This is a genomic window from Photobacterium sp. SKA34 (assembly GCF_000153325.1).
Classification (GTDB): domain Bacteria; phylum Pseudomonadota; class Gammaproteobacteria; order Enterobacterales; family Vibrionaceae; genus Photobacterium.
This window is the reverse complement of sequence record NZ_CH724141.1, coordinates 921,494-946,583: the sequence shown is the minus strand read 5'-3', so window position 1 is coordinate 946,583 and position 25,090 is coordinate 921,494. Positions and strand designations below refer to the sequence as shown.

Here is a 25,090-nt window from a genome sequence, read left to right as displayed (position 1 = left end):
ATTATTTATTTCAATATAAATGACAAAAAAATTACAATTAAATTAATATAAAAAAACATAAATACATGATCCCCCCCTAAAATAACAATATATTTCAAAAAATTAATCATAAAAAACAATATATTTATAAGTAATCAATAACGTGAGAGATTAAAATGAAATACAACAAAAGCAAATTAACAATGCTGATATTAGGAACCCTATTATTGGGTTGTAATAATAGTGATGATAACTCTAGCTCTACTTATCAAGGCTATAGAGCTCAAGTAGAAAAGCCTGCACTAACAGATAGCTTTCGAAATTTAGTTTATGTTAGCTATAACAAAACAGAGCAGAATAAACCTTGGGTAGACAATGATGATAATTTTGGTGAAATTACAGATCTAAATATTGCATTCATGAACCCTTCAGCGAACAGAGACTCAGAAGGTATCTCACATCCTGATGGAATTGTTCCCTCACTCGATCATGAACACGAAAAACTTCTCGTAAAAACAATACAAACATTTAGAGACAAATCTGCAAATGGAAGAGTCTTTTTATCATTCGGCGGTTGGCGAGATAATGAGAGCGGTGAAAATGATGATGGTATGACTGGACGTGATATTGTTTATGAAAAAATAGCTGCTTCACCAGAAGCTCGCGAAAACTTCATTGAAAGTATAATGAGAGTGGTTAACCGCTATGATCTGGACGGCATCGATCTCGATTGGGAATACCCTAGAACAGATGATACGGTGGCCTATAACTATACGGAATTTGTCAACATGTTAGCAGATCGCTTACATGAAGAAGGTTTGTATTTTACCGCAGCATTAATTAACGGTCGCGGCACTCAAACCAAAGATAAAAGTGAGTGTGGTGATTTTTATATGGACGAGGCACTTGATGTGTTTGATACCGTAAATCTCATGACGTATGACATGAGAAATGAAGATCATTCTAGCTACAAAGATACTAAAACGGCACTCGACTACTGGATTCATAAACGCCACCTTGATCCACATCGCGTCACATTAGGTTTACCATCTTATTCTCATCATGGTCCAACTTATACAAAGATGGTTCACGATCAACATCAAATGGCATGTAGGGATACCATCGAAGGAAAAGATGGTGTGACACATTATTACAATGGCTTACCTACCATTCGAAGCAAGGTTCACTTAGCCGAAGATTATCACTTAGGTGGAGTAATGTTATGGGAATTACCTTGCGATGCTATTGAAAAAGGCAGTTCTGATTTATCAATCATAAAAACAATTGATGCAACAATTAATCAAGATCGCAGTTATCAAAATGTATGTGATAAACATGAAGATTGGATAGTTTATCGCAAAGATGATCCTATGCCTCATTTTGAAAGCTAATATCGCTACAAAATTAATGCCAAGATCACTTGGCATTTTTCTTTTAACTAACAAATTAATACTTAAAACAGGTTAAATTAATGCCGATATACCAATGAAAGCTTTGTCTTAAATATTCGTTAGTAAATACTCACACTGCTTTTTAATCAATATAAACATGGCTATATTTACAGTTACCTGAATATCTAAACCCACACAACCTAAGCTTTTTAATGACAAAGAACTTATTACTCATCACATGCTTTTCACTCTGCTCATTATTAACAAGTAGTCCGACGAAAGCCTTAACCGCCCCAGTTGGGGTACGTCCATGCTGCGCTTTTGGTCAAGATTTAAAAACAGAACTGTTCGGCGTACCTATCCCATTCTTTTCATTAGAAAATATTGTTGATGCTTCTAAGCTTGGCAAACATATCTATAACGATGGTTCACAAAACGTTATTGCGAGTTTATTAGGATTAGGCAATGAATCAAACGGCTTAATATTTACGGTTAAAGGTGGGTTTATTGATACAGCCCATGTTCGAGATACCGCAGATTTTACTTATTATTTGTATCAGCAAATTCACCAACATCTAGGCTCCGATTATCGAATTACATTACCGACAGAGTTACGTAAACGCGATATAATATTAAAGAGAAGTAAGCGAACACTTACAGACCGCGAGAAGCAAACAATAAGTATCGAGCTTGCGGCTCTATTAGCATTTCGATTAGCACAATGGCATGAAATTGCGCAATGGTTTGGCTATGAATCAGTCGTTGGCTTTCCGGAATATGTCTCTGCTTTTTCACCAGAAGATCTCTACTCCAACATGTTAGGTGCTATCACCGCAAAACAAGTACTAGAGCAGCAACCCGCTCTCTCTTCGTCAGATTTTTCTCAAGCCATGACTGATGCTTTTAACGATCAATTACGACACTTAGGCAGTGTTTCATCAGAAGAAACCAAACGTAACATACAGCAATTAAATGGTCAGTGGTGGGATCACAATACACGTTTGCCACAAAAGTGGGTGGTATTAAAACGCGATTATCAACTGGGATTAACTCGCATCCCTAATGGGGTGAAAAACGGTATTCCTCTTTCTTTATCTACCCAATTGAGTAACGGTGATAATAATGCTGTGTGGGCTGAGTTGTATTTATATAATGTAGGCAATGAAAAAACGTTTAACACGCTCCCTCCTGCGCTAAAAAGCATCATGGTCTGGCAACCCGCTCAATTTCAACAACTCGCTAATTTTGCAAAGCATCAAGATCATAAAGAACGTGGTCAAAGTACCCAGGTAGTTAAAGATTAAAGTTAGCGAATACTTACTTACGATTAATTTTATATATCTAAAAAGATAAAAAACCCTTCTTGCACAATGTGCAAGAAGGGCTAGGTATATCAACAAGACGCTATATTAATAAGAACGATATATATCTATAAAGCTTTCTACTGACATCGGTTTATAAAAGTAAAAACCTTGATATTGCTTAATTCCCCATTGATCTAACATCTGTTTTTGTTTTTCTGTTTCAACGCCTTCAGAGATGACAGAAAGCTGCAGTTTTTGAGCTAATCGTACTAACGATTCAACAACATGGATTGATTTAGGATTATGTTCAATTTGCTCAATAAAACAACGATCTATTTTTAAATAATCAAAACTATAATCAGTCAAATAATACGGTGAGGAGTACCCAGTACCATAATCGTCAAGCGCAAAGAATATGCCATCTTGATGAAATTTTTCCATACGCGCTTTCACATGATTATTCGAAAATGGTGCTGATTCCGTAAATTCAAGCACCAGTTCAAACTTAGGCGCCAATAATAAACTCGCTTTATAAATACTTTCGTCAAACAAACAAGGTTCCGTCAAATTAAAGCTCAATTTTAGTTGTTTACTCACGACTATTAACTGACTTTGATAAACCTGTGTCATCAAAGAGTAGGTTAACAAGGGTGTTAAGTGTTTACTCTCTATATAGGGTATAAATAAATGAGGCGGTAAAACCTGACCTTTTTTAGTAATCCAACGCGCTAAAACTTCAGCCCCAATAATATTTCCTTCATTATTAACAATGGGTTGAAGGTATGGGCGAATAATATTGCGTTTGATACAAATTCGTACCCAAATTTTTTTGCTGTAAGCTGCGGATATATAACTACTTAGCATGCAACCCAATAAGAGCATTAACAAGTAAACATATTTAGTTTCAACAAATTGTTTTAGAGCGAGTGTCGTATCAACATCCACAAAAAAATCAGTGTCGTCGAGATGAAAATGATACTCATCATGATGGCCTAACAGTACATGTCTTACCAACTGATTGCCTTCACCAATCTCAATATTATCAAAAACGGTAATATACCCTCGGCCAATACTATCGATAACATTAAAACGAAGCGGTTTAAAATATATTTTTAAGTAAGTATTCGCTCCAACCTGCAACGTATAAGACAAGGTTGGCTTATGTGTTAGTAAGCTTTTTACCTTAATACTAAAACCTTTTACTGCCTTCATCTCCATTGAATATAGGCGATTTCCAAATGTACTGTATACATAATAATCCTTATAAATCACAGATACGCTGCTAACATCTTTATGATCGGAGACATAACGTTTTAACTCCCTTTGCTCAGCTAAGGTCGGAATCGTCATCTTCGAAAAAAGAGAGGTCAGTGTCTCTTTGCTATTAACAACTGAATTAAAAGTTTTTAGTTGTATTTCATGCTCATTTTGAATTTTTGTATCAATATCGTATTGATAAAGAAGATAAGTGCAGCATGCCAAAATAATGAGAAAGAACGCAGAGCACACTATCAGTGTATAAGGCTTCATGTATTTAATGTTCATAAAAGAACAATCCCATTTAAAGCCATATTTATTGCTTTGTATAACGCCATAACAACTCTTTATAACAAGCTAAGGGAAGCAATTTACCCCCATATTCATTCTTACAAAATGAATACACTTAAATTATATTTTCTATCGTAACACATGATTTTCCAGCACTATGACTGATAAAATTAAGATCTTTTATGTTAATAATGAACATACGCTTTTATCTATAACAATTTATAACTTTTTTATATGGTTCTATTTTCTTATATAAATAGCGGGCGGATTATATCAACACTTAATGTGATTACAATCACAATTTAAAAATCCAAAAACTCGAAGAATCCAATAAAACTTAAATTTATCATATAGATAAAATCATGATAAAATTCACTTCTCTTTGTGATAAAAAATATCATAGTACATTCGCTATTGTTTATTACTTTTTATTACAATGTATACAACTAATACGATTCAACAAGAACATAATAGGTGAATATAATCACGTTGATTGTTAGTAATTAAGGCCGAATAATAACGACCTTAATTTCATGTCAATTAATATCTTGTCTTACATAAATATGAACTGACGATATAACTCATTGAGTTTTTCTCTAAAAATACCAACTTGTATGTCATCATTCTTATCACAAGCCACCAAGAGTTCTTTTTCTGTTGCCGTAATTTGCTGGCATAACTCAGATAGATTAGAACAGAACTCAATGCTATGTTGTGTGGGCTCATTATTATCTATCGCTGCTTTTTTACGTTGAGAAGAGGCTGGCGTAATATTATGTGCTTTATTATATTCCACCTGTCGCTCTCGGCGTTGCTGTGATTCCGTCATCGCTTGCTGCATTGCAGGCGTTATTTTATCAGCATATAAAATCGCTTTACCGTTTGCATTACGAGCGGCCCGACCAATAATCTGAATCAACGCCTGTGTTGAACGCAAAAATCCCGCATGATCCGCATTTAACACTGCGACCAATGAAGCTTCTGGAATATCTAACCCTTCTCGCAACAGGTTTATCCCAATAAGAACATCAAAAGTACCTGCACGTAAATCATCTATAATTTCAACACGTTGTTCGGTTTTCACTTCAGAGTGAATATAGCTGACCTTAATGCCTTGCTCTGACATTAACTCATACAATGCCTCTGCACTTTTTTTCGTTAATGTCGTCACCAGTACTCGTTCATCTTTTTGCGTACGTTCTGATATTTCTTTTAGTAGATCATCTGTTTGAGTCGCTAAAGGACGCACTTCAACAATAGGATCAAGTAAACCTGTAGGACGAATGATTTGTTCAATAACATGCTGATCGGATTTTTTGAGTTCATAATCACCGGGAGTGGCTGAGACAAATACGGTTTGTGGTTTTATTTGCTCAAATTCTTTAAACATTAAAGGGCGATTGTTTTTCGCAGATGGCAAACGAAAACCATAATCAATTAATGTCTCTTTACGACTCACATCACTGCGGTACATTGCTGAAATCTGCGGGATCATCACATGTGATTCATCAATAAACAGTAAGCCATCTTCAGGTAAATAATCTAATAAGGTCGTCGGTGGCAAGGTAGGATCGCGATCGTTTAAATAACATGAGTAGTTTTCTAATCCAGAGCAATATCCAAGCTGCTGCATCATTTCTATATCATGTGTCGTGCGCTCATACAGCCTCGCCGCTTCCACAATACGATTTTCATTATTTAATTCAGCGACACGCATTTCTAATTCTTTTTGAATTTCAATGCTTGCTTTGAGTAACTTGTCTTTTGAAGCGGCATACAAGGTTTTTGGGGAAACAAAATAATGGTCAATGTCACCCATCACTTTCCCAGTAATAGGATCAAGCCATTGGAGCTGCTCAATGGTGTCATCAAACATCACCACACGTACTGATTTTGATTCTGAATCTGCTGGATAGATATCAAAGATTTCACCGTGTACACGGAAAGTTGCTCGTTCAATCGTTCGTTCACAACGGCTATATTGCAGCGCGACAAGACGTTGAATAAAGTCTTCTCTGTCGATTGTCATACCTACCGATAAAGGAATTTGTACCGCGCGATATTGGGCTGGATCGCCTAAGCCATAAATAGCAGATACTGATGCCACTACAATAACGTCTTTACGTTCTATCAACGATTTGGTGGTCGACAAACGTAATCGTTCCAATTGTTGATTCACCGCAGAATCTTTACGAATAAAACGATCGCTACCAGGAATATACACTTCAGGTTGGTAGTAATCGTAATAAGAGACAAAATACTCGACAGCATTTTCAGGAAAGAAACGTTTCATCTCACTATAAAGCTGTGCAGCAAGCGTCTTGTTATGAGCCAATATTAAAGTAGGACGCTGAAGACGATGGATCATATTTGCCATCGTGAAGGTTTTCCCTGAGCCGGTTACCCCTTGCAATGTTTGGTGTGTAACACCGTCTTGAATATTACCGATTAATCGAGCTAGAGCTTCAGGTTGATCGCCTGATGGAGGATAAGCGGAATGCAAAATAAACGTATTATGTGACATAAAAGTTACCTTTTAATGAGCGGCTTTTGTCAGTATACATAACGCATTATATTTTGCCGTTTAAACACTTAATCCCTTGCTACAAACTAATATTAGTCTTTTAGTTATCCAAATATCTTTTCAAGTATTGGCACCGAATCACGAAATATAAACACTTACACTTTCATTGCTCGAATTACATCATACACATAAAAAAGCCGACTTTATCAGTCGGCTTTACTAAACAAATCGATTGGTAGTAACACTATACTTGTGTTGAATCTGTGTCTTTTTCACAGAACATGGTTGCCGCTAAACGTGCAAGATTATACGCATCTACATAACCCGAATGCTGACGACCTTCCCATTCAACACCAGCAATTTCCATTGCGGCACGTTGACCTAATCGTTTATTAGTAACATGGCGCTGTAATTTAAATAAGGTAGCAAGATTTAAATACTCACGAAAAGGCACTTTTAGCTCTTTAGCTAAACATTCCTTTTTCAAAATACGATCATCATGTCCCCACGCTGCATAGATCTTATGTCGACCACCAAACTTTTGTTCGATCGATTTTAAAATCACAGAAAGTGGCTTGCCATTTTTTTCCACAACCTCAGGCTTGATACCTGTTAACTCTGTACAGAACGGTGAGATTTCATCTTTTGCAGGACGCACATAATGTTGTGCCCGACGAACGATTTTTCCGGTGTTGAGATCAAGCTCTGCCACACCAATTTCGATAATTTCACCGGTTCTAGATGTGCGGCCATCATTCCAACAACACATTTCGAGATCGAAACACACAATACGGTCAAAATTCATTAGTTATCCAAGTGTCACAGGCAAAACAGCCGTCAATAATACCATTTTGTGTTTACTGGTTCATCAGTTAAGAGACGAGATAAACATATTCTATGGTCTTAATAGAAAAAAACAATAAAGCCCAATATCAAAAAACGAGCAGCGAAATAGTTAAGCTCACACTATCTTTATTTATAGTGCCAAGTGGATTGATTTAGCTTATACAGGAATAATAATTCTATGAGTCCGCCACAAAAAACTCAGACAACACTGAAACATGCACAACAAGCCGATATAGAAACAATGGTTAATTGTATCTATTATAGTTCGCATGAATTAATGAATTTCATCTTTGTTGATAAACAAACCGCACTGAGCGTATTGCATAAACTTGTTGTACAACCTCAAGGGCTATTTAGTTATCGTTTTGGGTGGCTTTATAATCATAATGATATAACCCAAGGTGCGGTACTTGGATACTCTCGTCTGCAGTTACAACAACAAGAATTAACAGGCGCGATACAACTGCTCTTTGCCTCCCCGCTTCATTTAAAATGGCGCATATTAACTACGGTCCGAAAAGCATTAGCAAACTATGTTCCCCTACCCTCTAAAGATGCGTTTTACATTAACAATGTTGCTATATTTTCAAACGCTCGAGGACAAGGTCTTGGTACATCATTGCTCGATGATCTTTGCCATCAGTTAAAACAGCAAGGTTATCGCTGTATTGAATTAGACGTCACTTTTTGTAATAAAGGTGCCATCCGTTTTTATCAGCGTTATGGCTTTTACCAAGTATCACAATCTGGTTCAGAAGCATTAAGCCAGAAATATGGCTTACCTTTATTATTAAGGCTCCGCTATGTGTTACCAACAAGCACATCATCGCAAACAACCAATACCAATATTATAAAAGAAGTGTCTCGGCTCTATTCCGTTGGTGTTGATGATGTATATATTCCTGGCACGATCGAGCAATTACAAACAATGCTCCAATCGACATCCAAGCCTATTTCAATTGGTGGTGGACGATATAGCATGGGCGGACAAACCGCACATCCAGATACGTTACATATTGATATGCGTGGCCTCAACCGTATCCTTGAGCTAGATATAAACAAACAAACTATTCGTGTTCAAGCAGGGGCTCGTTGGCGTGATATTCAAGCCAAGATTAAAGACTACGGCCTTGCGGTAAAAATCATGCAAACCTATGCCAACTTCACCATAGGTGGCTCATTGAGTGTCAATTGTCACGGACGTTATGTTAGCCTTGGTCCGCTCATTCTTTCTGTTAATGAAATTAAATTATTATTAGATGACGGTACAGCTGTCATTGCTTCTCCCACGCAACATAGCGAACTATTTTATGGCGCCATTGGTGGTTATGGCGCATTGGGGATCATTGTTGAAGCAGAGCTATCACTCACTAACGACAGTCATATAAAACGTTTACATAAGAAAATACCGTTAACGGAATATCCCGCTTTTTTTGCCGAGAATATCAAAGGTGACCCAGATGCAGTTTTCCATAATGCTGATATGCTGCCACCAGAGTTTAATCGGGTACAAGTCATCACTTGGTTCAGTACAGATCAAGCGGTAAATGTTGCCCCAAGGCAATCACGTAAACTTTATTTAGCTGAAAAATATATGCTTTGGACCATCACTGAAGCTCCTTTTGGTAACTGGCTACGGGAATATATTTACGAGCCAGTCCTTTATTGGCGAAACAAGATCACAACACGTAATGATGAAGCTAATTATTATGTGGCAGAACTCGAGCCGATCTCACGGACGGAAACCACTTACGTACTACAGGAGTATTTTATTCCTGTTGGAAATATTGAACAATTCACACCAAGAATGACAGAAATATTAACCCGTTATACGGTTAATACTGTGAATATTTCTATTCGTCACTCCCATCCAGATCCAGGCTCTATTCTCGCGTGGGCAAGAGAAGAAGTTTTTGCCTTTGTGCTCTATTACAAACAAGGAGCAAGTAAAGCAGAACAAGAAAAAGTGGCAATTTGGACAAGAGAATTAATTGAAGCAGCGATAAATGCGGGTGGCTGTTATTACTTACCGTATCAACCCCATGCGCGTTTTGATCAATTTCATCGCGCCTACCCTAATGCCACTAAGTTGTTTGAACTCAAAGCGAAATGGGATTCTGATTATCGTTTTCGTCACTGTTTATGGGATAAATATTATCGCCAAAACAATGATCCGACGTTGCTTAGTCCAAAAGAAATAAATACCTCTGAATTTCGCCAAATCTATAATACCGTCAAGCAAAGAGATGCATTCTATCTATTTTTACAAAATATTTATCACCTCTACCCCGAGCATTTATTCCACCAGCTTATAATGGACGCTTGCCAGTACATAAATACTGATGAAGCAATCTATCATGAGATCCAGTATTCACTACCAGATATCAAACCAGCGCTTGCAGATATTCGATTTGCGCTTCCTGCGCTAGCAAAGCAAAAAAAAGAAATGACAGAACAAACCCAAACCATCCTACCAACAGGCAGGCACCTTAATGGCTATTTAGAAATTGGCTCAACAGGACGCTATGTTAATGGGTTAAAGAAAGCGTTGAAGCTATCAGGAAAAGTTTTTATTTCTAATGAAAATGCCCCAGATAACTCACCAGCAGAGATTGTCGAACGCGGCAGTATAAAATTGGTTGGTGAGTTTTTTGCGCTGGATGATTATGAGCCTATCCCTGATAATATCATTGAAGATAATAGTTTAGATTTGATCACCTGTTATATAGGTTTACATCACTGCCCGCCCGAAAAGCTCGATAGCTATATTGATTCAATTTATCGCGTGTTAAAGCCTGAAGGGTATTTTATCTTACGGGATCACGATGCAGGTACCGATCAACAACGTACATTTTGCTCTTTAGTCCATACCGTTTTTAATGCTGGATTACATATTAGTTGGCAAGAAAATCAAGCCGAGTTGAGAAACTTCCAAGGCATTGATTATTGGATATCTGCGCTAGAAAAAAAAGGATTAAAAGATAGCAAACAGTATTTGTTACAGGCACATGATCCATCCCTTAATACTTTAATGTGCTTTAAAAAAGTGCAATACCCTTAGGTAAAAGAACACTACATTAATATTGATAAGTTTAATTTCAGTTAGATTTTGTAAATAAAAATGCAACATAACCCTGCCAGTATTGTGCCTTTATAAATTACAGGTAGCACTAAAAAGCATGATAAGCAGAAGAATATTCCTAAAAGGCGTTGCCGCAACTATGGTTGCAACATATTTAACAGGATGTAAATCAAACGACAGTTCTGGCAATGATAAAAAGAAAGCTCATCAAAACTGGAAATTAGCCGTTTTACCTGACACTCAAAAGTATTCTGAAAATAGTCCTGAACGTTATTTTTCTCAAACTCAATGGATCGCAGATAATTGGAAAGATGAAAATATCCCATTCACTATTCACCTTGGTGATTTAGTCGAGCATTACGATGAACCAGCAGAATGGGATGTTGCCTGTGAGGCAATGGATATCTTAGGTGCATCAGAAAATACACCTTATTCTCTCTTATGTGGTAATCACGATCTTGAAAACGGTGATCATTATGACATTGACCGCCCAAGCAACGAACCATTTTTAAATCACTTCCCAGAGAATAAGATCTTTGAAGTCAATACATGTATCGCAGTCAGTGACTGTGGCTTCAATAGTTGTCATCTTTTCAAAGAGCCGCACAATAACACCGAGTTTTTAGTTTTTGCGATCGATTGGAATCCTTCAGAAGCGACGTTTGATTGGGCCCAAAACTTACTTGATCAATATCCTAACACCCCAGCCATTTTATCAACCCACCAACTGCTGAATATTGATAGTGATGGAAAAAGCCCATTAATCACATCAAAAGGCTTTGAGTTCTGGATCGATTTTATTCATAAGAATGACCAGATCTTCCTAACCATGAATGGTCACCATCATGGTGCGGCTAATATGGTCGCCAAAAATGCTTATGGTCGTGATGTACTAATGATGGTGGTCGATTACCAAGCAGACTTTTGGGGAGGCAATGGCATGCTCCGTACTGTCGGTTTTGATTACAGTAATAATCAACTGGTCATTCGCTCATTCTCCCCTTGGGTTCAAGCGATTCCAGACGATGAGCGAACACCGTTTGATATACCTGAGTTAACCAATGAGACCAACCACTTCGAGTTCGACATGAATTTTGAAGAGCGTTTTAGTAACTTAAATCAAGGGGAATTATCACCCATGCCAGCCCTTATTGACGGCACAGTGGGTTACTGGAAGTTAGATCAAGAAAACATGATGAAAGTCGATGACGAAGGCAGTGTCACTTCTATTTTTCAGGATCTTTCAGGAAACGGTAGCCATTTCAAAATGATGCCAAGAGAAGCCAACACTGGTGCACTGAAAGAGTATTTTGAATACTCAGAATCTGCACCAGAAAACGGGCACACAGCAGGCTCTGTTCTACTAAAAGGTAATAAAGCAGAAGATACTGGCGCATACTTATCAACGCTGGGAACAGCAATCAGTACTAATAACTGGGATCAAGGTTATACCATTGAAACCTTCCTGCAGTTACCGGATGATTGGGAAAGTGATTTATCACGTTGGGGTGGAATTTTATGTCAGCAAGCCAGCCTCAATGATTTTGTTAAAGATGCTGGCGAAGATCCTGCCGTTGTCATGGCGATTTCTTCTCTTCATGAGGTTCAATGGGAAACCATGGACAATCAACAGCAAGATACCACCACTGCGTGGTCTTGGAGTCTCGATTTGATGAAGTGGTACCATATCGCCATTATAAATGATGGCGAACACACCACTATGTACATTGATGGATACAAAGTAATGCGTAATCCAACTGAGAAAAGTAATGGCCTTTCAATCAAAGAAGATGCAGCTTGGATTGTGGGATCATCGTTTTCTAACAGTAAATTACATAATCCTTTATATGGTTATGTCAGTGAGTTAAGAATAGTTAATAGACCTTTATCACCCAATGAGTTGTTAACAAAAGCCTAGATTTTACATGTAAAAAAGCCCGCAATTTCTTGCGGGCTTTTTTATTTTGCTCCTCCTGCTGGACTTGAACCAGCGACATACGGATTAACAGTCCGCCGTTCTACCAACTGAACTAAGGAGGAATTGTAATGGTGGTGGGGGAAGGATTCGAACCTTCGAAGGCAGTGCCGGCAGATTTACAATCTGCTCCCTTTGGCCACTCGGGAACCCCACCGAAATTTAATGGTGCCGACTACCGGAGTCGAACTGGTGACCTACTGATTACAAGTCAGTTGCTCTACCTACTGAGCTAAGTCGGCACTAAAATTTCGTCTATTTAACGCACGCGTTAAATCAAAATGTTGGCGGAGCGGACGGGACTCGAACCCGCGACCCCCGGCGTGACAGGCCGGTATTCTAACCAACTGAACTACCGCTCCAATTCTTTAACGAAACCCGATAGCATCGAATCTCTAGAATATGGCGGAGAGATAGGGATTTGAACCCTAGATACGCTATAAACGTATGCCGGTTTTCAAGACCGGTGCTTTCAACCACTCAGCCATCTCTCCGTAAGTGCGGCGTATAATATAGTGCTGTTTTTTATCTGTAAAGTAATAGCATCAAATAATCTTTCAACTGTTTATCTATCAATCAAAAAGTTATTCACTCACTCAATTTGATGTTTTATCGAACAGAAACAACGACTATCTCTAATGTCTGTTAATTCACATGTTGAGAAATTAAGTGTCCAAAAACTTCCATCGCAGGCAACCAGTCGTTATCACAATTAAAATTCGCCACACTGACTCGAAAGCAGTGTTTGTATTGATTATGTGAACCAAACACAGTACCAGGTAAGATACTGATTTTATGTTGATTACACTCACGATAAAGTTCGTAGCTATCAGTACCTTCAGGCAACCGAATCCAGAGTATGAAGGAGCCTTGTGTTTTGTGGATTTGATAACGATTTTTCATATTTTTATATTTACTTAACACCTGATTTAATAGCAGGCAGAAATACTGAACTTGGCTTTGGTAATTGCGGATCATCTTTGAAGTATGAGTACGGTATTTACCGGATGTTAAAAATGTTGCCACCCCCGAATGCAACAAATTCAAGCACCCCATGTTGTCACATAAAAGAAATTTTTCTATTTTTTCACGGTATTGTCCCGCTAATATCCAGCCAATACGTAACCGAGAATCCAAGGTTTTTGATAATGAATTTACATAGATAACCCGTTTCTGTATATCGAGACTGTATAAGCTCGGTAACGACGTTCCGTGTGCCAATGCGCCAAAAACATCATCTTCAATAATTGGAATATTGCTAGAAATAGAAAGAAGTTTTTGCCGACATTTTAATGGCATTACCGCCCCAGTGGGGTTGGTAAAGTTAGGAGTGACAATAATGACTTTAATATCCCAATTTTTCATTGCTTGCTCAAGAGCTTCAGGACTGATCCCGTCTCGGGAACAACTCGGGATCTCTATAACTTTTAAGCCTAACGACTCCAGTAACAACAAATTGCCAAAGTAGCAGGGGGATTCGACCGCAACGATATCACCGCTTTGAGTCATCGCTCTAAGGGCTAAGCTAATAGATTGCTGAGCGCCATGAGTAACAAGCAGCTCATCGGTATTTGCAGAGATACCTAAATCTTGTGTAATTTTAGTCAGTTGTTTGACCAATAATTTATTACCAGGAGGAAGTTGATAATGACCTGATGTGTGGACTTGCTGGCGGCTATGGCGGCCAATTTCAGCGTACAAACTCTTAATGGCTGGTGCATTAATATTCGGATGGGCAGAACCTAACGGTAAGCACTCTTTGTATTCAGGATAGCTCAAAATATCTTTGCATATGGAAATTAAATCCACACATGTCGGCTCCATCAACATCGAATCTAATTTTGTTCGAACCGACACTCGATAACCTGATTTTGGTAAAGCGTACACATAACCTTGTGCTTCCAACTCTTGGTAAGCTCGAATAACGGTATTTTTACTTACACACAGATCAGCACTCAATCTTCGTATTGAAGGCAATTTATCATTATCTTGAAAAGCGCCACTCTGAATGATCTTCAGGAGGTAGCTTTCAACCAAAATATACTTACTACTCCCGTTCCTTTTTTCTTGATCAATAAGATTGGTGAGTTTAACTAAATTACCAACATCTGTACCCATAAAAACATTCAACTCTGTGACTTTTTAAATATCTGCACCTAAGTATATTAATTCTATTCAAAAGTAACACGAGTTACATCACAAGGATTTATTATGCTAATTAAGGCTATCCCTTTTGTATTTGTTATTCTCTGGGCATCTGGGTTCATCGGAGCACGATTAGGATTAAACTATGCAGAGCCAGCCACACTACTCTCAATCCGTATGGCTTTAAACATATTGTTATTTCTAATTATCTCAGTAGTGCTTAATAAGCGTATACCAAAAGGTATGAACTTTTTTCACAGCTTTATTTCTGGGCTGTTAATCCATGGTTTTTACCTTGGTGGGAGCTATTACGCGATCAGTCAAGGAATGCCAACAGGGTTAAGCTCATTACTTGTAGGATTTCAGCCGATATTAACAGCGATGATTCTCTTATTATCTACTCAAGAAAAATTTAGGCTATCTCAATGGGTTGGTCTGATCATCGGTTTCATTGGCATCGCTATGGTGTTGATGGGGAAAATTGAATGGCAATCAGAGTTGCATAAAACGAGTGCGTATTTTTTCAGTTTTTGTGCATTATTGGGTATTACTTTGGGCACACTTTACCAAAAAAAATATTGTCAGAATATCGATATGATTGGAGGAGCATGCGTCCAATACTTAGCTGCCTTAACGTTATTTTTTCCTGTAGCTTTCAACTTTGAAACGATGGAAGTTCAATGGACAACCGAATTTATTCTAACATTAGCGTGGTTAGTGCTTTGTCTCTCATGTATCGCATTACTTTTACTTCTTTATATAGTAAATAAAAGTGCCTCATCCTCGGTTGCTTCTCTATTTTATTTAGTTCCTCCTGTTACAGCTATTCAAGCTTGGCTAATATTTGGTGAATCTTTAGATTGGAAAGGAGTAACAGGTTTTATTTTAGCAGCCAGTGCTGTTTACTTAGTGACCAAGAAGCCAAGTATCCAATTGAGACAATACAAACAGCTGACTTAGAAAATCAAAAGAAAAATGGATATAAACAATATCTTATGACGTAAAAAAGCCCGCAATTTCTTGCGGGCTTTTTTTATTTGGCTCCTCCTGCTGGACTTGAACCAGCGACATACGGATTAACAGTCCGCCGTTCTACCAACTGAACTAAGGAGGAATTGTAATGGTGGTGGGGGAAGGATTCGAACCTTCGAAGGCAGTGCCGGCAGATTTACAATCTGCTCCCTTTGGCCACTCGGGAACCCCACCGAAATTTAATGGTGCCGACTACCGGAGTCGAACTGGTGACCTACTGATTACAAGTCAGTTGCTCTACCTACTGAGCTAAGTCGGCACTAAAATTTCGTCTATTTAACGCACGCGTTAAATCAAAATGTTGGCGGAGCGGACGGGACTCGAACCCGCGACCCCCGGCGTGACAGGCCGGTATTCTAACCAACTGAACTACCGCTCCAATTCTTTAACGAAACCCGATAACATCGAATCTCTAGAATATGGCGGAGAGATAGGGATTTGAACCCTAGATACGCTATAAACGTATGCCGGTTTTCAAGACCGGTGCTTTCAACCACTCAGCCATCTCTCCGTAAGTGCGGCGAATATTACCGACAGTTCGAAAGCCTGTAAAGTCTATTTTTTAGAAAAAACACCCACTCGATTAACAAATGTTCAGATTGTTACGAGAGATAACAATCCAACTATTTCTTATACTTTTTCACGTTCATTTTTCCGCCAATGTAGCGTCTAAAGTCGTTTTCTTTTCATTCAACTTCAACACGATACTTAATGCTTGCTTATACTAAAACAAGTTATAACGCTTCAATGTGTCATCAATATTCACAAGGATGTTATATGCCGTTCAACATCATTCCTCTTTTTATTGTTTTATTTTGTTCTGGTTGTGTTGCACTCTACCCTGCACAATGGGAAGCAATCACACTTAAAGATGAACTCACAGGTAAAGAAACTTGTCGTGTTCGTGCATTATCTCCGATACAAACACACGGTAGCTTTTACCCCATGATTGATATGACCGACAATCAAATTCGTATCGGTATGCATAGTCCAGATGAAAACCCAATTCCTGTTGGAGACATACAGATACGCATTGATAATCAATATGGCTTTTTTATTAAACAAGAAGACATGAACTATTACCTTCAACCGCAAATGGATATTTCTCCACAAGCCTTGGTTGGTTATGGTCGTCATATTAATAATTCAAATAAGTTAAAACTTGCCGAGCTACAACTAAGCTTTACAACAGCAACAGCGAAAGCTTTAACATCAACGTCACCTTATACCGTCGCATCTGGTGAAGTTGCTAAAAAAATATTTACACAAATGCTCACTGGTAAATTTTTAGATTATCGTATCATGCCGACAGACAAGCATGGTGCGACGAATGGCCGCTACCCGCTGAATACTGATTTTCTAAAGGCGTTAGAAGTATGTGATATTGATTGGTATCAATAGGTTTAAGCTGTAATAGATAAACGCCTTTAAATCTGCGTATACTTAGATCATTAGTTGTTTAACAGTAATAGTAAATGAAAAACGTATACCAACCTTTATTTGATGATAATAATCCACCCAGTGATATCTTTTTTGGCCATACGATTTTTCTGCCTAATACCGGAACGATGAAACATGCTCACCCGTGGGGACAATTGCAACTGATCAGTGGGGGGATCATTGAATTAAAAGCAGAAACTAAACATTTTCTCGCCCCACCTCAATACGCATTATGGGTACCACCAGCGATCGAACATCAGAGCTACATTCGTCGTAGCTTAAATTATTGTTCGATGAACATCACTAAGCCCCTAGCTGATGCTCTTCCTGACTATTCATGTTTATTAGAGGTTAGCCCTTTAATGCAAGCCATGGTTAATGACCTACGCGAGCGTCGTATCGTCATTCCTGAAACTCCACAAGACAAACGCCTCGTTAAAGTTTTATTTGATCAAGTATTGATGAGTAAAGAACACGAGCAATATCTACCCACGACTGAGGACAAGTTACTTCAATCAATGCTAATTGAACTTGAGAAAAACCCTACCAACAACACAACATTAGCTGAATGGGCAAAACAGCTGCACACGACAGAACGTACCTTAGCGCGTCACTTTAAAGACAAACTAGGCATGAGTTTTACAGAATGGCGTCAACGCCGTAAATTTATCTATTCACTACATTTGCTTCGTAGTGGGTTATCTGTGAAAGAAATAGCATTTACTCTTGGCTATCATCAAGCATCACCATTTATAACCGCATTCAAAAAACAGTCAGGCAGTACACCCGATCAATATCGTCAACGTCTAGGTACAGAAAAATAATCATAATTAATATGATTTCAATTAAGTACCTTTTCCATAAAAATATACTTTATTAAAAGGACATCTATATTAATTCAGCCTTATTAATAAATAACCATCACATTTAAAATATAAAAAACGTGATTTTAATCCAAAAACACACCTTTTATAAAAAGCAAAACTTTTCAGTTACTTAAATAAAAAAACGATGTCTACACGGAAAATAGCAATTGTTTAAGTAACTGTGCTTTTGTAATTATCATATTTTGTACTAACTTAATAAAGTATTCATACGGATGTTTAAATTTTTGAAAAATTATAAATCAAGGGATGAATTAAATGAAAAAATTCAACTTATCAATTTCATTGGCAACTTTACTTTTATTTAGTACACATTCTAATGCTAATAATTTAAATGATAATAAACGAGATGATATATTACTGATAGGAGACTCAATATTTGCATTATCGGGTGAGATACTAGATGACCTTGAATATAAAGCCAATCAAGAGTTTCGAGATTATGCTCTAAGCGGTGCAAAATTCTCTAGTGGTATACTTGTTAAGCCTGTAACTAAACAATTTGAGCAAGCACAAAAAGATACTCCTTCTACTAAAATTAAAACCGTTTTAATGGACGGAGGCGGTAATGATATTTTAATTCCAGCAATACTCGGTGATCTTTATGGCTGTAAAACGTATTGGTGGAGACCTGAACCAACAAAACGCTGTAAGAGAATCTCAGATAATCTCTATGTTGAAATTGTCGATTTTATGAATAATCTAGGCTCAAATGGAACCGATAATATCGTGTATTTAGGTTACTACCATACTAAAGGAGATCTCACTAACCTTAAAAAATCAATTGATTATGGAATGGTAAACCTAGAAAGAGCATGTACTGATACGGCCTCTACTCAATGTCATTTTATTGATCCTCGAAATTCAATAACTCCTGACGATATTCTTTCAGATAATATACACCCTAACACTAGCGGCTCATTGAAAATTTCAAATCTAATTTGGCCAGTATTAAAAGATCTCATTTAAATACTAAGAATTAAGGCATGATGTTAGGCTATCTTCATGCCTTTAAATAGGACATATATCGTGAAAAAAAAGATAGTTATATCGTCATTAATTATTAGTGTTACCGTTTTAATTTCACTTTATATTGAAACAACTAAAAATGAAGAGATTCTTCCTCTTTCATCTACACCATCAGTAGAAAAAGATAGTAACGATGATTTTCAGATTTCTACAGTTAATCAGAATAACAATTTCAATTACGACCGAGTAAATTCAAAAGATAAAACAACAAAATTTTCTGTTGAAGAAGTGAAGTATATTAATTATCAAGTAGAAAACCTAAAATCATCGTTAGGTTCATTAATTAAAAATGTAAAAGTACAATCTGAACTTTGGGATTTCAAACAAGAGGTTATTAATAAATTTAATATTAATGGAAATGCAATTTTTAATAGAATTGTAAGTTTATCATTTCCAATGTATGAAAAATATATTTTTAACTTAATGAATAGTATGGATATTTATAATAAATGGTTCTTTGAAAATTTATCATTACTCAACAATCTCAACGAGATTGAAAGCCAAAAATTATTATGGCAGGAACGGTATAAGGTTTTTAAAGAAGATGCGGAATTAATTTGGGATCCTAACACGACAGCTTTAAATACTAAGAAATCATTAGTTGTAAAAACTATATCATTGCTGGATAAGTCTACAGATATAGAGTTTGAGGATCGCCTTTTTATCATTAAAAACAGCATTGAAAACTTGGAACTATCAAACCAAGAATCAAGCACGCAAAGAATAACAATAATTGAACAAGTTTTTTTTAATTTGGAATCTGTTCAAAAGGAAATGCAAACATTAACAGCGCAAGAAAGAGTGGAAAAAATCGCTAATGCTAGAAGGGATATCGGTTTTACAGAAGATCAAGTGGTACTAGCAGCTGAACAAGATGCTGAAAAAAGTGCCCGTTGGGATATTGGAATGAAATATATGAAGGAAAGAGAACAGCTTCTAAGAGATGTTTCTAAAGCTGACCAACAACATAAACTAAAAACCCTCAGAACAAATTTTTTTGGTGGCAGCGCTGAAACTTATGAAAAGGAAGAAAAAAGAGGATTCTATCGATTCGAAAGACAGCGAATTTATGGCGTAAACTCTTAAAGATAAAAAGCCCTGCTTCGATGCAGGGCTTTTTTATACTTACCAATATCTTAATGACGTTGTGGATCTAAAGGATAGGTATCCTGTGTATCTGGAACTTGATCATTATCATCATCATCATCTTGGATATCTGGTTTCTGATCATTATCAGAATCAGTTAGCATAGTACGAGTAACAATCTCATAGGCAACCCCACCGACTCTTTGATTCGTTCCTGAGTCCGTATCTAATTGCAACACATCTATATGATACAACCCACTGACTCTATCGGTAATTGGCATTGGCCCAGCACTAAAACGTAATTTTACTTTTGCCGCGTTGTCAGTGCTGTTTGGCGCCTGTAAGTCACGTATAATGTGTGGGAGTTGATGAATTTCAGCCCATTCATCTTTGCCAGTAAACTCAAATAAGTTTATATGGATCTTTCCTCCTTCTCTTATAAAGCGTTGCTGTTCACTTTCGCCAATTTGCAACATGATCTGGTTACTTGTTTTCGCCAAACTACGAGCAATAAAGGAAACATCAACTTGCTTATTAAGCATAAGATCCACAACATTCATGTTTCGCCATGCAATATTATTGTTTTGGCGAGTATTATAATTAATGCTTGAAGTTTCAGGGAAACTCATTGGATCTTGTGGATTAATTAAACGCGCGACTAAACAATAATGTCCTGTTGATGGTGGCTCCCATGCAACTGTCGCTTCTACATCAGCACCAACAGGTAAAGTACCTATGGTATCTGTACCGAGTAATGTCCAATCCGCAGGCCAAGTTAATCCAGTAGACGCATGTGCCCAATACACTTCAACAGTGGTATTAAAGGCCGTTGCTGCACCACGATTTTTTACATTTACGTAAATTTCATTTTTCTGGCCAAATTCAGGATTCTGGTGAGGACCTGGGCTACCTGCAACGACGCGATTCCAAATTGCTTTACTGCGCCACATTGATTTTCCAACCATATTGGCATCAGGCTCATTTCCAGTATCAGGTGCGGGACCAAAATAATCAAAATGGGTATCTTCAACCCAAACATCAGCGGTTTCGTCACATGAACTTGGAATACCAAAACCATTAGTGACATTTAAGCTATTACTACTTGGCGATATCGCATCAACACCTAAGCCAAAATCGGCAAAAGTACGCCAGATTAAACACACATCTTCGCCTGAATAGTTATCAATAGCTGCTTGAATAATACCATCACGAGTATCAATAAAACTTGGTGAACAAATGGTATTCTTCAACCCTTCAGTGAAATACAGCATTGCTCGTTGATTACCGCTTCCCCCTAATGAGTTATACAGATCAATATCAAAGCCATGTTCATCAACTAATGCCCAGTAAACCTCCCATGCAGCCTGTGCCCATACAGAACCTACTCCATGAGGCACTGACATACCCGAAGTTATGCTTTCATAAGTATAATTATTTATCGTTGAATCAGTACTGTAACGTTGTGGACGAATCCCGGCTCCTGACGTTGGTTGCCCTAATACATAGGTCCCCATAGCACGAGGATCAGCCCCTGTCATGCCTGCTGGTTGAGTCATTATCAGAGCATAGAGATCACTGATTCCTTCTGAAGGTCGTTGTATATTGCTTAAACAATTTACATTAGCAGGACCGCCCACTAAACGATTGGAAATACCGTGAGCATACTCATGGACAATGATCGCATTATCAAAATCACCATCACGCTGTGGGGTGGTATATGACCATAGGTACATTTGCATTCTAGGGCGTGTACCGTCAGCAGGCGTCCAGAAGTTGGCATTATTCATTCCCCCACCATCTTGCGCTTCCGCTTTAACATCATCGCCACCAGCGCCTGGTGCTCCATATTGATTGACTTGGAAATTACCTGAAGCTTGATCAAAGCCATATAGATAGGTGATATCGTGAATAATGTTATTCCAGTGGAATAAGTTTGCTATAGCCGCATCGCTGTTATCTTGTGGTGGTAGAGTGAAATCAAGTGGGAATACACAACTTATACCCGCCAAACAATCTGGCTCGACTCCTGTTGGTGAACCTGAATTATTTGAGTCGTTATACGCATGAACATTGTTACCGCGCATGATGGTATATTCATTGCCAATGGTGGCATTAATATCATGCCACCCCCATGGTGAACCAGGACTTGCAGCAGGATTAACTTCAACTTGGCGTGCATTTACTGGTGTTGCCTGATTCGGAGACTCTAAAGGATATTGGAACACTTCATAGCTATGTTCATCAACTTGATCGAAATAAGCCAAAACCTCCCCAGTAGTCGCATCAACCATCATTTGATAGACATGACGTTGATCATGAGTAAAGAGTAAGAATGACCATGCTAAACGTAGTTCATCATTTTTGACTGGCATGTATACTAATTTAGCCTCAATCGGCTCTCTAGAAGCACTGGCTGCATTAACTTTTGTTGCTTGATCATCGGCACCAAGATCTTCATTTTCAATGGCTGGCTGGTGGCGAACCTTGATCCCTACTTTTTCAGCAGCTTTAACAATGGCTTGTTTCACACTGATCGTTGGGGATTGCTTACTAATAATTACCTGTTCAATATGAGGTGAAAACGTGTTATTTACACTTAAGATACGCCCATCTCGGTTTACATTGACTTGTAGTTGCGCATTAAAAACATCACGCCCGTAACGTTTTTGCTTTAAATAAAAACGCTTCGCTCCTGTCGCTGCAGTTTCATAAACTTGCTGCTCTACGTTGGCAATATCGCTAGGCGATAAGTTTAATAAACGACGATTATCATCTAGAAAATCCATTACCACTTGCTCAGTGGTTTTAGACGGATCGGCATCGGTTAAATATCCCGTCTGATTATAAATAACCCGCGCGACACCTGTACGTTTTTCATAATCAATTTTAACTGGAGGGATTTTTACAACCAAATCATTAGCAAGGTTTGTTTGCTCTGTACTAGGTGTAATATTGATATTTTCAGTTAAAGATACCCGCGTATCATAATTTCTTGACTCAACCGCATCTGCTGGTGGTGATTCAGGGATCATCAAATATAAATCGACATTATTGATACTCAGAGGCGTGGCATTAACGACTTTTTCAGCGACATAACCAATCGCTTTAGCCTTAATATCATGCTCTCCTACTGATGTATTAAACACAACCGCACCTTCACTGGTAAACGGATCTTCTCCGGTTACACCAATAGGGGTTGTAGCATCATCTACAAACACTTGAGCATCTTTCACTGGATTACCGTTTACATCGTAAACATTCACTACAAAATGCGCATTTAGAGCGGTTACAACGTCTACCGTCGTATCGTTAAATGTAACTTGGCAACCTAATGTTTTATCATTGTGCTCTAAATGGAAACTTTCAGATGTACAACTCGCAAATGCGACAGTCGGATTATTCGCTGTATCGAAAAATTTTAATGTTAAAAATAAACCATGGGTCTGCGTTTGAGCAAAATTCAAATTCACTGGTAGCGTTGCAATGTAACTATCAGGCGCATTGGGATCTTGGGTAAATATCACTTGATCATCAAACACTATCATATTGTTAGGATCTAATAGCTTAAGTTCAGTATTAAGATCTGATAATTGCTGAACATGGGTAATGATCGAGTTAGGAATTTTAACGGTGATATCAGTAGTATCACCTTGCTCATTAAATGTGATGACGGTGACTCCCATCAATGGAACCACATCATAATTAACAACAGTCGTATTTTGATCAATATTTAATGCTTGATTGGGGATATCTAAATGACCCACTTTTTCAGTATCATCGTAGAAGTTAATATCAACTAAATAGCTACCAAATTGGATATTAAAAAAAAGATCAGATTGTGCTGAATTTTTGTTGATTAAAAACTTCATTTCTTGATTATTATCAAGCCCAATACCAACAATAGGGGTTCCTAAGCCTAATAAATTTAATTCGCTAGGATCGACTTTAAAAAAGAGCTTAGCCATTTCAGGATTGACAGAGACGTCAGTATCAAGTTTTCCTAGGACAGGAGATAAATTCATTGCAACAGGGGAGTTGCCATCGACAATATCGGTGTTCGCTTCACCATGATATTTTTGTCCATCATGCTCAATATCAAGCACGAGATCATAATTACCCGGTGTTAGACCAACCGTTGTTTCAGATTCCACTTTAAAAGTATCGAGATGTAGATATGCTTTCCAATCGAACTCATCGACAGCATTCGTAGCTGTATTCGTTGCTTGTAAAGTACCCACTAATAAGATTGGCGATGAAGCATTTTTTCCTATTTGTTCGTTTTTTGTGGAAGGAGTAGCCATACGAAATGCGGTGAATTCAGGTGTAAAATCAACGACTACAGCTTCGCTATCACTGTAAGGTTCTACCGTATCTTCACTGCCACCATTACAACTCACAATACTTATAAGCATTGCGAGCCATATAAATACTCGAATAATTTTCATGATCAAGCCTCTATTTCATCTCAATTACTTTGCTGAATACAAATTAACTTTGTGATTATAGAAACCGTTTACTTTTTAATTGTCTTGTTTAAAAGAAAGGAAATATTTAATAAATAAGTGCTATTTATTTATTAAATATAGGATAAAACCCACAAGTCATTAAAGATAATCTTAGTTAAAAAAAAAGCGACCAAAATGCTCGCAAACGTAATATACAATACAAAAGTGATTATTATTCAAAATCCTTCCTAAATAATTAATCCTAAGTATGATAAGACAAAGGTTATATCGATAATTATTTTGCCATATACTTAGACGCATTTGTCATAGTAATGTAAATACACAATATATTCATAATTAACATAAGTAAGGTTAGGTAA

At 37.6% G+C, this 25,090-nt stretch carries 14 protein-coding genes and 10 tRNA genes; 9 read left to right on the top strand and 15 right to left on the bottom strand.

Going from position 1 to position 25,090, the window contains the following annotated elements; all coding sequences use genetic code 11:
• Positions 1-155 precede the first annotated feature (155 nt).
• Both SKA34_RS05750 and SKA34_RS05745 read left to right on the top strand, forming a co-directional pair.
• On the top strand, positions 156-1,370 hold the full coding sequence (locus tag SKA34_RS05750) for a glycosyl hydrolase family 18 protein (RefSeq protein ID WP_039859733.1): 1,215 nt from the start codon (positions 156-158) through the stop codon (positions 1,368-1,370).
• Positions 1,371-1,582: 212 nt separating this feature from the next.
• The gene (locus SKA34_RS05745) at positions 1,583-2,674 is read left to right on the top strand and encodes a DUF4056 domain-containing protein (protein ID WP_006644557.1); all 1,092 of its coding nucleotides are present in this window, start codon (positions 1,583-1,585) and stop codon (positions 2,672-2,674) included.
• A gap of 105 nt (positions 2,675-2,779) precedes the next feature.
• Here the strand turns inward: SKA34_RS05745 and SKA34_RS05740 are convergent, their stop codons facing one another.
• The 3 genes from SKA34_RS05740 to SKA34_RS05730 form a co-directional block, all read right to left on the bottom strand.
• The gene (locus SKA34_RS05740) at positions 2,780-4,156 is read right to left on the bottom strand and encodes an EAL domain-containing protein (RefSeq protein ID WP_232284223.1); all 1,377 of its coding nucleotides are present in this window, start codon (positions 4,154-4,156) and stop codon (positions 2,780-2,782) included.
• Positions 4,157-4,775: 619 nt separating this feature from the next.
• Entirely contained in the window at positions 4,776-6,746 is a 1,971-nt protein-coding gene (uvrB, locus tag SKA34_RS05735; protein ID WP_006644555.1) for an excinuclease ABC subunit UvrB, read from the bottom strand.
• Positions 6,747-6,990: 244 nt separating this feature from the next.
• Positions 6,991-7,551: a 3'-5' exonuclease gene (locus SKA34_RS05730; RefSeq protein WP_006644554.1), complete on the bottom strand. Its 561-nt coding sequence runs from the start codon at positions 7,549-7,551 to the stop codon at positions 6,991-6,993.
• Between the two features lie 219 nt (positions 7,552-7,770).
• Here SKA34_RS05730 and SKA34_RS05725 point away from each other — a divergent pair, with 219 nt between their 5' ends.
• Together SKA34_RS05725 and SKA34_RS05720 are read left to right on the top strand one after the other, a co-directional pair.
• On the top strand, positions 7,771-10,653 hold the full coding sequence (locus SKA34_RS05725) for a GNAT family N-acetyltransferase (RefSeq protein WP_006644553.1): 2,883 nt from the start codon (positions 7,771-7,773) through the stop codon (positions 10,651-10,653).
• Between the two features lie 160 nt (positions 10,654-10,813).
• Positions 10,814-12,592, top strand: coding sequence for a LamG-like jellyroll fold domain-containing protein (locus tag SKA34_RS05720; RefSeq protein ID WP_006644552.1), 1,779 nt, complete (start codon positions 10,814-10,816; stop codon positions 12,590-12,592).
• Positions 12,593-12,641: 49 nt separating this feature from the next.
• On the opposite strand, the gene SKA34_RS05715 is transcribed toward SKA34_RS05720, so the two are convergent.
• The 6 genes from SKA34_RS05715 to SKA34_RS05690 all read right to left on the bottom strand — a co-directional run bounded on the left by SKA34_RS05715 (position 12,642) and on the right by SKA34_RS05690 (position 14,767).
• Positions 12,642-12,714, bottom strand: a tRNA-Asn gene (locus SKA34_RS05715).
• A gap of 7 nt (positions 12,715-12,721) precedes the next feature.
• Positions 12,722-12,806: transfer RNA gene (locus SKA34_RS05710), tRNA-Tyr, on the bottom strand.
• Positions 12,807-12,815: 9 nt separating this feature from the next.
• Positions 12,816-12,891 (bottom strand) — tRNA-Thr (locus SKA34_RS05705).
• A gap of 43 nt (positions 12,892-12,934) precedes the next feature.
• A tRNA-Asp gene (locus SKA34_RS05700) sits at positions 12,935-13,011 on the bottom strand.
• A gap of 41 nt (positions 13,012-13,052) precedes the next feature.
• Positions 13,053-13,143: transfer RNA gene (locus tag SKA34_RS05695), tRNA-Ser, on the bottom strand.
• Between the two features lie 151 nt (positions 13,144-13,294).
• Positions 13,295-14,767 carry a PLP-dependent aminotransferase family protein gene (locus SKA34_RS05690; protein ID WP_006644551.1) on the bottom strand — a complete coding sequence of 491 codons (1,473 nt, stop codon included), beginning with the start codon at positions 14,765-14,767 and terminating at the stop codon, positions 13,295-13,297.
• Between the two features lie 93 nt (positions 14,768-14,860).
• Between SKA34_RS05690 and SKA34_RS05685 the strand changes: the two genes are divergently transcribed.
• Entirely contained in the window at positions 14,861-15,754 is an 894-nt protein-coding gene (locus SKA34_RS05685; protein ID WP_006644550.1) for a DMT family transporter, read from the top strand.
• A gap of 78 nt (positions 15,755-15,832) precedes the next feature.
• On the opposite strand, the gene SKA34_RS05680 is transcribed toward SKA34_RS05685, so the two are convergent.
• From SKA34_RS05680 to SKA34_RS05660, 5 genes are all read right to left on the bottom strand, one after another.
• Positions 15,833-15,908: transfer RNA gene (locus SKA34_RS05680), tRNA-Asn, on the bottom strand.
• Between the two features lie 7 nt (positions 15,909-15,915).
• Positions 15,916-16,000 (bottom strand) — tRNA-Tyr (locus SKA34_RS05675).
• 9 nt (positions 16,001-16,009) lie between these two features.
• Positions 16,010-16,085, bottom strand: a tRNA-Thr gene (locus tag SKA34_RS05670).
• A 43-nt stretch (positions 16,086-16,128) separates the two neighbouring features.
• Positions 16,129-16,205 (bottom strand) — tRNA-Asp (locus tag SKA34_RS05665).
• Between the two features lie 41 nt (positions 16,206-16,246).
• Positions 16,247-16,337: transfer RNA gene (locus SKA34_RS05660), tRNA-Ser, on the bottom strand.
• Positions 16,338-16,603: 266 nt separating this feature from the next.
• Between SKA34_RS05660 and SKA34_RS05655 the strand changes: the two genes are divergently transcribed.
• The 4 genes from SKA34_RS05655 to SKA34_RS05640 all read left to right on the top strand — a co-directional run bounded on the left by SKA34_RS05655 (position 16,604) and on the right by SKA34_RS05640 (position 20,265).
• A complete protein-coding gene (locus tag SKA34_RS05655; RefSeq protein ID WP_006644549.1) occupies positions 16,604-17,227 on the top strand; it encodes a hypothetical protein in 624 nt (207 codons plus the stop codon).
• 74 nt (positions 17,228-17,301) lie between these two features.
• Positions 17,302-18,090, top strand: a complete 789-nt coding sequence (locus SKA34_RS05650; protein WP_006644548.1) for a helix-turn-helix transcriptional regulator — start codon at positions 17,302-17,304, stop codon at positions 18,088-18,090.
• Positions 18,091-18,408: 318 nt separating this feature from the next.
• Positions 18,409-19,119 (top strand): hypothetical protein, encoded by a 711-nt coding sequence (locus SKA34_RS05645; RefSeq protein ID WP_006644547.1) that lies wholly within the window; start codon positions 18,409-18,411, stop codon positions 19,117-19,119.
• A gap of 60 nt (positions 19,120-19,179) precedes the next feature.
• A complete protein-coding gene (locus tag SKA34_RS05640; RefSeq protein ID WP_232284222.1) occupies positions 19,180-20,265 on the top strand; it encodes a hypothetical protein in 1,086 nt (361 codons plus the stop codon).
• Between the two features lie 50 nt (positions 20,266-20,315).
• Here the strand turns inward: SKA34_RS05640 and SKA34_RS05635 are convergent, their stop codons facing one another.
• Positions 20,316-24,710 (bottom strand): M36 family metallopeptidase, encoded by a 4,395-nt coding sequence (locus SKA34_RS05635; protein ID WP_006644545.1) that lies wholly within the window; start codon positions 24,708-24,710, stop codon positions 20,316-20,318.
• Positions 24,711-25,090: the final 380 nt, after the last annotated feature.